The organism is Pseudomonas sp. RIT-PI-S (genome assembly GCF_025642975.1).
Taxonomy (GTDB): Bacteria; Pseudomonadota; Gammaproteobacteria; order Pseudomonadales; family Pseudomonadaceae; genus Aquipseudomonas.
The window spans coordinates 388,923-400,610 of record NZ_JANZKJ010000002.1 but is presented as its reverse complement, the minus strand read 5'-3'; the positions used below and the strand labels follow the sequence as shown (position 1 = coordinate 400,610).

Annotated in this window: 11 protein-coding genes; 2 read left to right on the top strand and 9 right to left on the bottom strand. The window is 63.8% G+C overall.

The window, feature by feature from the left end:
* Positions 1-47: 47 nt before the first annotated feature.
* The 5 genes from OGL93_RS05845 to OGL93_RS05825 form a co-directional block, all read right to left on the bottom strand.
* Complete coding sequence (locus OGL93_RS05845) at positions 48-857, bottom strand: MetQ/NlpA family ABC transporter substrate-binding protein (RefSeq protein ID WP_263261443.1); 810 nt, start codon at positions 855-857, stop codon at positions 48-50.
* Between the two features lie 536 nt (positions 858-1,393).
* On the bottom strand, positions 1,394-2,137 hold the full coding sequence (tcyN, locus tag OGL93_RS05840) for an L-cystine ABC transporter ATP-binding protein TcyN (protein ID WP_263261441.1): 744 nt from the start codon (positions 2,135-2,137) through the stop codon (positions 1,394-1,396).
* A 3-nt stretch (positions 2,138-2,140) separates the two neighbouring features.
* Positions 2,141-2,809, bottom strand: coding sequence for a cystine ABC transporter permease (gene tcyL, locus OGL93_RS05835; protein ID WP_263261439.1), 669 nt, complete (start codon positions 2,807-2,809; stop codon positions 2,141-2,143).
* Positions 2,806-3,597, bottom strand: coding sequence for a cystine ABC transporter substrate-binding protein (gene tcyJ / locus OGL93_RS05830; protein ID WP_263261437.1), 792 nt, complete (start codon positions 3,595-3,597; stop codon positions 2,806-2,808). The genes tcyL and tcyJ overlap by 4 nt, the downstream gene beginning before the upstream one ends.
* A 26-nt stretch (positions 3,598-3,623) precedes the next feature.
* The gene (locus OGL93_RS05825; protein ID WP_263261435.1) at positions 3,624-4,622 is read right to left on the bottom strand and encodes a D-cysteine desulfhydrase; all 999 of its coding nucleotides are present in this window, start codon (positions 4,620-4,622) and stop codon (positions 3,624-3,626) included.
* 208 nt (positions 4,623-4,830) lie between these two features.
* On the opposite strand from OGL93_RS05825, the gene epsC reads away from it, so the two are divergent.
* Together epsC and betT are read left to right on the top strand one after the other, a co-directional pair.
* On the top strand, positions 4,831-5,778 hold the full coding sequence (gene epsC / locus OGL93_RS05820; protein WP_263261433.1) for a serine O-acetyltransferase EpsC: 948 nt from the start codon (positions 4,831-4,833) through the stop codon (positions 5,776-5,778).
* Positions 5,779-5,978: 200 nt separating this feature from the next.
* Entirely contained in the window at positions 5,979-7,943 is a 1,965-nt protein-coding gene (gene betT, locus OGL93_RS05815; protein WP_263261431.1) for a choline transporter BetT, read from the top strand.
* Between the two features lie 144 nt (positions 7,944-8,087).
* Here the strand turns inward: betT and OGL93_RS05810 are convergent, their stop codons facing one another.
* From OGL93_RS05810 to tauB, 4 genes are all read right to left on the bottom strand, one after another.
* Entirely contained in the window at positions 8,088-9,092 is a 1,005-nt protein-coding gene (locus tag OGL93_RS05810) for a hypothetical protein (protein ID WP_263261429.1), read from the bottom strand.
* 64 nt (positions 9,093-9,156) lie between these two features.
* Entirely contained in the window at positions 9,157-9,990 is an 834-nt protein-coding gene (gene tauD / locus OGL93_RS05805; RefSeq protein ID WP_263261428.1) for a taurine dioxygenase, read from the bottom strand.
* A 72-nt stretch (positions 9,991-10,062) separates the two neighbouring features.
* Positions 10,063-10,893, bottom strand: coding sequence for a taurine ABC transporter permease TauC (gene tauC, locus OGL93_RS05800; protein WP_263261427.1), 831 nt, complete (start codon positions 10,891-10,893; stop codon positions 10,063-10,065).
* A complete protein-coding gene (gene tauB / locus OGL93_RS05795; protein WP_263261426.1) occupies positions 10,890-11,678 on the bottom strand; it encodes a taurine ABC transporter ATP-binding subunit in 789 nt (262 codons plus the stop codon). Before tauB ends, tauC begins: the two co-directional genes overlap by 4 nt.
* Between the last annotated feature and the right edge of the window lie 10 nt (positions 11,679-11,688).

Sequence of the window (11,688 nt, the reverse complement as noted above, 5' to 3'; positions counted from 1 at the left end):
AGTGCGGGGGCGTCGGTAATCAAGCGCAGCGACGGTGCGGTCATGGTTTACCCCTTCCAGCCGGGTTGGTAGAGCGTACCCAAGGACTTGTCCAAGGCCGCCTTGACCACCGGCGAGTGCTGGTAGATGTCGATGAACTTGGCCAGGCGTGGGTCGTTCTTGTTCTTCGGCTGGATCACGAACTGAATCACGTATTCGGGATGGTCCAGGCCGTCGAACAGCAGCGCCGACTCAGGATCGAACGTCTTGGCCAGGCGGATATACGCTGGGTAGCCCTGCACCAGGTCGGCGTCGTCATAGGCGCGCACCAACTGCACCGCTTCGACCTGCAGGATCTTGAGCTTCTTCGGGTTGCTGACGATGTCATCCTCGGTCGCCTTGTAGCCCACGCCAGGTTTGAGCTCGATCAAGCCCGCCTTGGCCAGCAGCTGCAGGCCGCGACCACTGTTGATCGGGTCGTTGGCGATCGCCACCGAAGCGCCTTGGGGCAGGTCGTTGAAGCTTTTGAATTTCTTCGAGTACAGCCCTACGTTGTTGATGATCCCGGGAGCGTAGGGCACCAGGTCAAAGCCTGCCGCCTGCTTGGCGTTTTCCAGGAAAGGAATGTGCTGGAAGTAGTTCACGTCGATATCGCCGGCCGCGAGGCTAACGTTCGGGGCAATCCAGTCGGTGTATTCCACCAGCTCGACCTTCAGCCCTTGCTTGTCGGCTTCGGCCACAGCGGCTTCCAGGGGAATGGCGAAAGCGGCGGTGGTGCCGACTTTCAACGGCGCGTCCGCGGCATGAACGCCGCTGGCCAGCAGGCTAGCGCTCAATAACAGCAAGCGCACAGGGGTAAACAGGGAAGAGCGAGCCATACCGTCCTCACGAAAAATAAACGCCGCTCGAAGGCGGCAGGCGTGTGATGGTCCGGTGGTCCGGTCGTTATAAGCTAAAGGAGCTTAAATAGATTTTGAAATAACTGTTTCTGCTTTGGTTAGACGATTTGGCTGGCTTGCCATTCCTGGCGCCAGGCCGCCGTGCGGCTACGGGGCCAGGCGCTGCTTCCAGTGGTAGCAGCTGGGCTTTCCGAGATGGGCTTGCCACCGGGTAACGGCGGGTTGCCGCCAAGCTGTGCTGCTACGGGGCCAGGGGCTGCTTCCAGTGGTAGCAGCTGGGCTTTTCCGAGATGGGCTTGCCACCGGGTAACGGCGGGTTGCCGCCAAGCTGTGCTGCTACGGGGCCAGGGGCTGCTTCCAGTGGTAGCAGCTGGGCTTTCCGAGATGGGCTTGCCACCGTGTAACGGCGGGTCGCCGGCAAGCCGTGCTGCTACGGAGCGGCAGGCGCCGCTCCCAGGGCAAGGAGCTGGGCTTGCCCGCGATGGGGGCTTGCCCACCTGTAGCGGCGGGGCGTGCTAGCCCAGGAACTTCCCCAGAAACTGCCGTGTGCGCTCATGCTGCGGCGAGGCGAACAGTGCCTTGGGTTCGCCCTGTTCAACGATGCGGCCCTTGTCGAAGAAGATCACCCGGTTGGCCACATCCCTGGCGAAGCCCATTTCGTGAGTCACGATGATCATGGTGCGTTTTTCTTCCGCCAGGCCGCGGATGGTCGCCAGCACCTCGCCAACGAGTTCAGGGTCCAACGCGGACGTCGGCTCGTCGAACAGGATGACCTGTGGCTCCATCGCCAGCGCTCGTGCAATGGCCACGCGTTGCTGTTGCCCACCCGAGAGCCGGCGCGGGTAGGCATCTTCCTTGCCCGCCAGGCCCACCTTGGCCAATAGCGAGCGGCCAAGCGCCTGAGCCTCTGCCAAGGGCATCTTCTTTACCACCACAGGCCCCTCGATAACGTTTTCCAGGGCGGTGCGGTGGGGGAAGAGGTTGAAGTTTTGGAACACGAAGCCCACTTGCTGGCGCAAGCGCCGCACGTCTGCCTGCTGCCGGGCGATGGGTTGGTCGGCATCGATCTTGACCTCGCCCATGTGGATCTGCCCGGACGTGGGGGTTTCCAGCAGGTTGAGGCAGCGCAGGAAGGTCGTTTTGCCCGAGCCGCTCGGCCCAATGATGGCAACGACCTCGCCTTCGGTAACGGTGAGGTCGATGCTGTCCAGCACGGTGGTGTCGTTGAATCGCTTGGTGAGGTGCTCCACCACAATCATTGCTCAGCGCTCCAGGTCGTGGCGGTTAGCCCGGCGTTCCAGGCGATGCTGGAAGTGGGCAAGGATGGTTGCCAGCACCCAATAGATCAGTGCTGCCGTCAGGTACATGGCAAAGATTTCGAAGGTCCGTGCGGTGACCAGCTGCGCTTGGCGGAACAGCTCCGGCACCTGGATGGTCGCGGCCAAGGCGGTGTCCTTCACCAGTGAGATGAAGCTGTTGCCCAACGGCGGCAACGCCGTGCGCGCCGCCTGCGGCAGGATGGTACGCCGCAGGGTTTGTGCCCGGGTCATGCCGATGCTGGCGGCGGCTTCCCACTGCCCGCGATCGATGGAGCTGATCGCCGCTCGCAGGATTTCGCACGCATAGGCCGCCATGTTCAGCGAAAAGCCGATCAGCGCCGCAGCCAAGGGGCTCAGCTCGAGCCCTATGGACGGCAGGCCGTAATAGATGAGGAACAGCTGCACCAGCAGCGGCGTGCCTCGAAAGAACGACACGTACACCCGGGCCACGCCGCGCACCAACGCCAGGCGCGATAGGCGCATCAGCGCCAGCACAAACCCCAGCACTAGCCCGAAGAACATCCCGCCCAAGCTGAGAATTACAGTGAACCAAGCGCCCTGGAGCAGGAACGGCAACGACTCCAGGGCGACGCGCAGGCTGTCTTGATTCATTGGGTCACGTCAGCGCCGAACCACTTCTGCGACAGCTGGGCTAGGGTGCCATCCTTACGCAGCTTGGCCAGGGCGTCGTCAATGGCCTTGAGCAGCTCCGGTTCACCTTTGCGCACCGCGATGCCCGCTTCCTGGCGAGAGAAGGCCGGGCCAGCGACAGCCAACTTGTCACCGGTTTTTTTCACGGTATCCAGCGCGGCCAGGCGGTCTACGAGAATGGCGTCGATGCGCTTATTCATCAGGTCCTGGAATTTGGTCGGGTCGTCTTCATAGGTGCGTACGTCCGCCTTGGGCTGGTTTTCCTTGAGCCATTGCTCGTAGTTGGTGCCCAGGCCCACGCCAACTTTTTTGCCGGCAAGGTCGTCGGCCTTGGTGATGGATGCCGCATCGGCCTTGCGGGTCAGCGCTTGAATACCCGACACGGTGTAGGGCACGGAGAAATCGTATTTCTTCTTGCGCTCTTCGGAGATGGTCACTTGGTTGATCACCACATCCAGCCGCTTGGACTCCAGCGCCGCCAGGATACCGTCCCATTTGGTTGGCTGGATGTCTGCCTTGACGCCTAGCTCCTTGGCCAGCGCTTGCGACAGCTCCACCTCGAAGCCGGTCAGCTTGCCTTGTTCATCGACATAGCTGAACGGCGGGTAGGTGCCTTCAAGGCCCACCTTGATCGCGCCGTTGTCCTTGATTTGCTGAAGTTGGCCGCTGGCCTGGGCCTGGGCACCAAAGGCGGTGGCCAGGGCAAGGGTGGTGAAGGCAAGGTGGCGACGCAAAGCGCTCAAACGCATGGAAATATCCTTTTTGTAGGGGAAGGTCAGGCTGACCAGGCATCGGTGTAGGCGAAGAGCGCGGGCGCGCCTCCGGTATGCAAAAACAGAATCGGGCCGTCCTCGAACCGCTGCCGGCCAACGCCGTCGAGCAGCCCGGCCATGGCTTTGCCGGTGTAGACCGGGTCCAGCAGGATGCCTTCCTGGGCGGCGAGCAGTTTGATCGCGGCAAGGCCGCCGGCGTTCGGCTCGCCGTAGCGTGGCGCGTAGTATTCGTCCCACAGGCGAACCTTGAACGCGGCGGGCAGCGGTACTTCAAGCAGCGCCGCGGTGGCTTCAGCCAAGTGTTGCACCTTCGGCCGTTGCTGATCTTCGTCGCGGGAGACGGTCACCCCAATGACAGGCAGCTGCGGCAGGCGTTCGCTCAGTGCCAGGGCAAGGCCGGCGTGGGTGCCGGCGCTGCCGCTGGCCAGCACCACGGCGGAAAACGCTACGCCGCTGGCCTCGATCTGCTGCGCTAGTTCCAGCCCGGCGCGCACGTAACCCAGCGCGCCTACGGGGCTGGAGCCGCCGATGGGCACGATGTACGGCTGCTTGCCTGCGGTGCGCAGCCGCGCCGCCAGGGCCTCAAGCTTTTCTTGGGCGTTGTCCAGGTTTTCGACCAGCTCGACCCGCGCCTCGAACAGGTCCAGCAGCAGGCGGTTACCGTTACCTAAGTAATCGGGGTTATCCGTGCCGGTGGGGTTTTCCAGCAGAGCGAAGCAGGCCAGGCCTAGGCGCGCAGCCAGCGCGGCAGTCTGGCGCACGTGGTTGCTCTGGATCGCGCCAGCGGTTACCAATGTATCGGCGCCTTGAGCCAGGGCATCGGCGGCCAGGTATTCGAGCTTGCGCAGCTTGTTGCCACCTAGCGCCAATGGGGTGAGGTCGTCGCGCTTGATGTAGATGTCACGCTCAACCCAGGCCGAGAGCCGTTCGAGCTTTTCCAGCGGAGTCGCGGTCGGCATCAGGTCCAGGCGGGCGAAACGGGAGAGCTGCTCGGTGATCATGAATTTTCCGATAGGTGGCCGAACCGCGACTATAGGCATGGCACCACGGCCAGGCAATACGTTCTGAACCGCGTTGTGAGCAACGGTTCGCTTATGCCACTTGGCGAACTCGCACGCAAAAAGGGTTATTTTTTAAGCCACGGAATTTCCCGTACAGTGGGCGCCGGAGCGGCGCCGTGCGCGCGTCGTCAATGCAGGAGAAGGTACCGTGAGCGAGAATGGGCAAGGGGCAGGCCGGGACGGTGGCCATTGGCAATTAAACAACATTGTCGGTGAGCTGCGTGCCGCGCGTGAGCAGTGGCGCCGGCAGAACGGCCGCAGTTGCGGTTCCAACGGCGGCCGCGAATTACCCTCCCGCGAGGCGATGGCGGACCTTCTGGAGCAACTGTGTGGAGCGCTGTTTCCGATGCGCCTGGGGCCGGTAGACCTGCGCGAAGAAAGCGAAGACTTCTACGTGGGCCATACCCTCGATGCCGCCCTCAATGGCTTGCTGGCGCAGGCGCGCCTGGAGCTTCGCTATGCCGGCCGCCACGGCCCTTGCAATGCCGACCAACTGGACGCCACCGCGCTGCGCCTGACCCAAGCGTTCGCCGCCGCGTTGCCGGGCATTCGCCGGTTGCTGGACACCGACGTACTGGCGGCTTATCAAGGCGACCCGGCCGCGCGCAGCGTGGACGAGGTGCTGTTGTGCTACCCAGGGGTGACCGCGATCATCCACCACCGGCTGGCCCATCACCTGTACCAGGCCGGCTTGCCCTTGCTCGCGCGCATCGCCTCGGAGCTGGCGCACTCCAGCACCGGTATCGATATCCACCCAGGCGCACAGATCGGGCCAAGCTTCTTCATCGACCACGGCACCGGCGTGGTGATTGGTGAAACCGCCATCATTGGCGAACGTGTGCGGATCTACCAGGCGGTGACCCTCGGCGCTAAGCGTTTCCCCGCGGCAGAGGACGGCGCCTTGCAGAAGGGCCTGCCGCGTCACCCTATCGTCGAGGACGACGTGGTCATCTATGCCGGCGCGACCATTCTGGGGCGCATCACCATCGGTAAGGGCTCGACCATCGGCGGCAACGTGTGGCTGACCCGTAGCGTGCCGCCAGGCAGCAACCTGACGCAGGCGAACTTGCAACAGGATGAAGGCAGCACCCGCTAGGCGCGAGTAGCGAGGTGCCTTTCCGGTGGCGTCGGGCCGCGAGCAAACTTGGCCCCTCCCGGAGGGGCAGGGGACTACCGGTTTGGTCTGAATGGATAATCATGCTTAAATTGAACGCTCGTTCAACATAAACATGTTCGCACACTGCGTTCATCCGGAGGCCCGACCCGCCTGTGAGCAGTCTTCCCGCACCTGTTCGTATGAACCCGCCAGTGTTTGCCTTTGCCGCTGGCGCCATCCTTCTCTTCGCCGCCGTAGTACTGGCGTTTCCCTCCCAAGCCGGTGCCTGGCTGCTGTCCGCTCAGAGCTGGGCGGCCAATACGGTAGGTTGGTACTACCTGCTGGCGATGACGCTCTACCTAGTGTTCGTGGTAGCCACAGCGCTGTCTGGCTACGGCCGGATCAAGTTGGGCGCCGACCACGACGAGCCGGAATTCAGCTACCTGTCATGGGCAGGGATGCTCTTCGCCGCAGGCATCAGCATCACCCTGTTCTTTTTCTGTGTGTCTGAACCGCTGACCCACTTCGCTCAACCACCCCAGGGCGAAGGCGGCAGCGCCGCGGCCGGGCGCCAGGCCATGCAGCTGCTGTTCCTGCACTGGGGGCTGCACGGCTGGGGCGTATTTGCATTCGTTGGCATGGCGCTGGGCTACTTCGCCTATCGCCATAACCTGCCCTTGGCGTTGCGCTCCGCGCTGTACCCGTTGATCGGCAAACGCATCAATGGGCCGATCGGCTATGCGGTGGACGGCTTCGGCATCATTGCCACGGTGTTCGGCCTTGGCGCGGACATGGGCTTCGGCGTGCTGCACCTCAACGCTGGGCTGGACCAGCTGTTCGGCGTGCCGCACAACCAATGGATTCAGCTGGGGTTGATCGCCCTGATGATGGGGGCTGCGATCCTGGTGGCGGTGTCTGGCGTGGACAAGGGTGTGCGGGTGATGTCTGACCTGAACATGCTGCTGGCCTGCGGCTTGCTGCTGTTCGTGCTGTTCGCAGGCCCTACTCAGCACCTGCTCAACACCTTGGTGCAGAACATCGGGGACTACCTCTCGGTATTGCCCGCCAAGAGTTTCGACCTCTACGCCTATGGCAGCGCGGGCACCTGGCTGGGGGACTGGACGGTCTTCTACTGGGCCTGGTGGATCGCCTGGGCGCCGTTCGTGGGGCTGTTCATCGCGCGTATTTCCCGTGGGCGCACCATCCGCGAATTCGTTTTCGGCGTGCTCTTCATCCCGCTCGGCTTCACCCTGGCGTGGATGTCCATCTTCGCTAACAGCGCGCTGGACATTCAATTGCATGGGGTATTGAACCTGGCGGCGTCGGCGGTGGCCGACCCATCGCAAACCCTCTACCTGATGCTGCAACAGTACCCTTGGAGCCGCACGGTGATCGGCGTCACGGTGTTCGTCAGCTTCGTGTTCTTCGTCACCTCGGCGGACTCCGGCACCGTGGTACTTTCTACCCTTTCGGCCAAGGGCGGCGGCCCGGACGAGGACGGCCCCAAGTGGCTGCGGGTGTTCTGGGGCAGCGCCACCGCGCTGGTCACTGGCGGGTTGTTGTTCGCCGGCAGCATCGATTCGCTCAAGTCCGCGGTGGTGCTCACCTCGCTGCCGTTTTCACTGATCCTGTTGTTGATGATGTGGGGCCTGCACAAGGCGTTCTACATGGAATCGCAGCGGCGCATTGCCCAGCTTTATTCGCTGGCGCCTACCACCCTGGCGGGCCGCGGCAAAGGCCGTGGCGGTTGGCGCCAGCGTTTGAGCCAGGCCGTGCACTTCCCCTCCCGGGACGAGGTGTACCGCTTCATGGAAGGGTCGGTGCGGCCCGCCATGCAGGACGTGTGCGCGGAGTTCGTCGGCAAGGGCCTGAACGCACGGGTTGAAGAGGACACCGGCCATGGCGCGGAGAGCTTGATCGTCACCCATGGCGAGGAGCGGCCGTTTGTGTACCAAGTGCGCATGCGAGGCTATTTCACCCCCTCGTTCGCCCGCGGCGGCATGGGTAACCGTGAGCTGAAGAACCGCCGTTATTACCGCGCCGAGGTGCACCTGGCCGAGGGCAGCCAGGATTACGACCTGGTCGGATACCACAAGGACCAGATCATCACCGACATCCTCGACCAGTACGAACGGCACATGCAGTTCCTGCATCTGGTGCGCTGAATAACCAGCCTACCCACAGGCTTGGCCTACTCCCACAAAGGTGACGCTCATAGCGCTAAACCCTGTGGGGCCGGGCAGCGCCCGGGAAGCTACACGCACCTGGCCCTACAACCCCAGCCAGGCGCCGGCCAAGCGTGGTGAAGCTCAGCGGGCAAGCTCGGCATTGAGCAACTTGACCGCCACCGGGGAGGTATACAACGCCTCGGCGCTGTGCCCCGCGCCGGGTACTTCTGCCTGGGAGTGGTCCAGCGAAGCATGCCATTCATGGCCCAGCAGGCGCTCGTAGGCCAGGTATTGCCGCTGGCGCTCCAAGCGGTTGGCCCCTTGCGCTTCGGCCGCGCAAGACTTGTCCAGCAAGCGGTGGTCGGGGTCGTTGTCCTGCGCCCCCACCAGATAGGTGATGTGCTTGCTGGCATAGCGCTGGAACAACTGCTTCGGGTCCAGCGGCTGCGCGCCCAGGTAGCCCGGCACACCTTCGAGGCCATAACGGTAGTGGTTGACCTCCGGGCAGCTCGCCACGGCGTCCTCGTTGAAGGTGGTGCCCAATGGGCGGCGGTCATCGAAGTAGAGGTAGCTCGAAGGGCTGGAGATCACGTAACGCAGTTGAATGCCTCGGGCGGCAAGGCCTTGCTCGGCGGTACTGAACACTGCATAGCGTTGCAGCAGCTGCCCCCCAGCGGAATGGCCGATCAGCACGATCTGCTTGAGCGCCGGGTAACGCTTGCCATCGCTCACCCAGGCGAGCAAGTCGTCCAGCGCCTGCAAGGGCGTGATGCCTACCCGGCCCTGCACGGAAGGGCGGCCCTGCATCCAACTGCTATCCCACAGTGGCAAGTCGGCGCCGTTAGGCCGATCCCGGGCGGTAAAGAAACCTGGCGCTAGCAGCAGCGTGCTTGCCTCGGGCCACCGGGCAGCGGCCAAGAGGTCCTGGCCTACGGTGAAGTAGTCCTGGGCATTGCGGCGCACGCCGTGAACGATGATCACCGCTCGTTCGACCGCTGCGTCTGGCGCAGGGGAGGAAGAGAGCGGGCGGTTGGCGAACATCGCCAAGGCGTAGTTGGGGGATACTTGAGTGGGCTGGGCTTCTTCGGCAACTGCAATGATCGACCAAAGCAACAATAACGCACCGGTTACCAATCGATAGGTCATGAGCGGGATCCATTTGTGCACCGTAGCGGGTCGGCTGCAATAGTGGGTCACCCAAGCGCTGTGTTCAACGGGGAATGTCGCCAAGAATGGTCGCCCGATGCATAACCCGGCGTGCCGGGCGGTAGTCATCCACCGCGTAATGCTGCGTCACCCGGTTGTCCCAGAAGGCGACGTCGTTAGCCTGCCACTGCCAGCGCACGGTAAATTCCGGACGGGTGGCATGGGCGAACAGCATCGGCAGCAGCGCCGCGCTCTCTTGTTCGGAGAGTTCGTTGATGCGCGTAGTGAACCCATCGTTCACGAACAACGCTTTGCGCCCGCTGATGGGATGCGTACGCACCACCGGGTGGCTCACCGGCGGATGGCGCCGCCGGGTGTCTTCCCAGCGCGCGAGGCCCTCGGCCGTGTTGCCAAAGCGCTCCAGTGGGAAAGACTTACTGAAGTCGTGGGTCGCGGTAAGTCCGTCCAGCAGGCGCTGCATTGGCGCGGAAAGGGCCTCGTAGGCGGCGATTCCGCTGGCCCATAGGGTGTCGCCGCCATAGGCCGGCACTTGCTTGGCCGCCAGTACCGCGCCCATGGCCGGGGCGGGGAGGAAGGTGACATCGGTGTGCCAGATGGCATTGTCGCGTACGTCGGTCACCGCGGTGTCGAGGACCAGCACCTCCGGTTGCTCCGGCACGTTGGGGTAGATCGGGTGGATGTGCAGCTCGCCAAATTCCATGGCCAGGCGCGCCTGTTGCTTGGGCGTCAGCGGCTGGTTGCGGAAGAACAGCACCTGGTGAGCCAGCAGCGCCTGCTCCAGGGCCTGTTGCTCAGCAGTGCTGATCGGGTTGGCAAGGTCGATGCCTTCGACCCGTGCGCCGATGGCCGGGTTGAGGGCGGTGATGGTGAGTGTCATTTCAAGTTCGCTCGGTTGACCAATACGAATGCAAGGAAACGCGGCGGCGCTCGCCACTTTCCGTACAGGTTTTTAGTGGCTCTGCCCATGCCAAGGCACCAGCCTTCGCTGCAGGGCACGCAGCCCCAGCTCAAGGGCGAAAGCCACCACGGCGATGATCAGAATGCCCAGGATCACCACGTCGGTAACCAGGAACTGCGCGGCGGACTGCACCATGAAGCCCAGCCCGCTGGTAGCGGCGATCAGCTCGGCGGCCACCAGCGTGGACCAGCCCACACCCAGGCCGATGCGTACCCCGGTGAGGATGTCTGGCAAGGCGCTGGGCAGGATCACATGGCGCACCAGTTGCGCTCGGGTAGCGCCAAGGCACTGGGCGGCGCGCAGGCGGGCCGGGTCCACGGTGCGAACCCCGGTGGCGGTGGCAATGGCGATAGGGGCGAATATCGCCAGGTAAATCAGCAACACCTTGGAAAACTCGCCGATGCCGCACCAGATCACGATCAGCGGCAAGTAAGCCAACGGTGGGATCGGCCGATAGAACTCGATCAACGGGTCGAGGATGCCGCGGGCGATGCGGTTGCGGCCAATGGCGATCCCCAGCGGGATGGCGGTCACGATGGCCAGGCCCAAGGCGATGCCGATGCGCTGCAAGCTGGCACCCAAATGCTGCCAGAGGGTTGAGTCCATGTAGCCGGTGGTTGCCAGCAGCCAACCCTTTTGCGCCACGGCCGCGGGCGCCGGCAGGAACAGCGGGTCGATCAGCTCGAAATACGTCGCGGCCCACCAGGCCAGCAGCAGGCTGGCCCCGGTCAGGACGCTGATGGCGCGAGTGCTCAGGCTCCAGCGGGCCGGCGCCGCGGCGGGGCTGACGGATGGCTCAAGGGCCAGTTCGGCGCTGCTCATACGGCCTCCTTAGTAAGGCTGCGCTGGGAAAATACCTGTGCCAGCACATGCTCGCGGGTTTCGATGAAGCGGGGGTCGGACTTGATTGCGCGCGCTGACTCACCATCGGCGTAGCGGCGGCCGAAATCCAGGGCCAGGCGTTCGACAATCCGCCCAGGGTTGGGCGCCAGCAGTATCAGCTCGGTAGCGAGGAACACGGCTTCTTCGATGTCGTGGGTAATCAGAAACACCGGCTTGGCCGTGCGCCGCCATACGTTGAGCAGCAGTTCCTGCATCTGCTCGCGGGTGAAGGCATCCAACGCGCCGAAGGGTTCGTCCATCAATAACACGCGCGGCTCGGCAGCCAGGGCGCGGGCGAGGCCCACGCGCTGTTTCTGCCCGCCAGAAAGCTCCCAAACCCGACGCTCGCCGAACTGCGCAAGCCCCACCAGGCCGAGCAGCTCGCGAGCGCGCGCTTCCCGAGCCGGTTTGGCCACGCCAGCCAGTTCCAGGCCGAAGGCCACGTTCTGCAACACGTTCTGCCAAGGCAGCAGCACGTCGTCTTGGAACACCACCCCGCGGTCGGCGCCTGGGCCGCGCACCGGCTCGCCGTCCAGGCGGATGTTGCCGGCGCTCGGTGCAACGAACCCGGCGATCAGGTTCAGCAAGGAGGTTTTACCGCTACCGGAAGGCCCAAGGGCCACCGTGAGTTGGTTAGGGCCCAGGCGCAAGGAAATGTCCTGCAGCACGGGTTGAGTGGCGCCGGGATACTGCGCGCTGATGCGGTCGAGTTCTAGGTCTGCCATGGCGTTGCCC

Coding starts and splice junctions, on each gene's coding strand:
- OGL93_RS05845 (WP_263261443.1), bottom strand. CDS start 857: ATGGCTCGCTCTTCCCTGTTTACCCCTGTGCGCTTGCTGTTATTGAGC.
- tcyN (WP_263261441.1), bottom strand. CDS start 2,137: ATGATTGTGGTGGAGCACCTCACCAAGCGATTCAACGACACCACCGTG.
- tcyL (WP_263261439.1), bottom strand. CDS start 2,809: ATGAATCAAGACAGCCTGCGCGTCGCCCTGGAGTCGTTGCCGTTCCTG.
- tcyJ (WP_263261437.1), bottom strand. CDS start 3,597: ATGCGTTTGAGCGCTTTGCGTCGCCACCTTGCCTTCACCACCCTTGCC.
- OGL93_RS05825 (WP_263261435.1), bottom strand. CDS start 4,622: ATGATCACCGAGCAGCTCTCCCGTTTCGCCCGCCTGGACCTGATGCCG.
- betT (WP_263261431.1), top strand. CDS start 5,979: ATGAACCCGCCAGTGTTTGCCTTTGCCGCTGGCGCCATCCTTCTCTTC.
- OGL93_RS05810 (WP_263261429.1), bottom strand. CDS start 9,092: ATGACCTATCGATTGGTAACCGGTGCGTTATTGTTGCTTTGGTCGATC.
- tauD (WP_263261428.1), bottom strand. CDS start 9,990: ATGACACTCACCATCACCGCCCTCAACCCGGCCATCGGCGCACGGGTC.
- tauC (WP_263261427.1), bottom strand. CDS start 10,893: ATGAGCAGCGCCGAACTGGCCCTTGAGCCATCCGTCAGCCCCGCCGCG.
- tauB (WP_263261426.1), bottom strand. CDS start 11,678: ATGGCAGACCTAGAACTCGACCGCATCAGCGCGCAGTATCCCGGCGCC.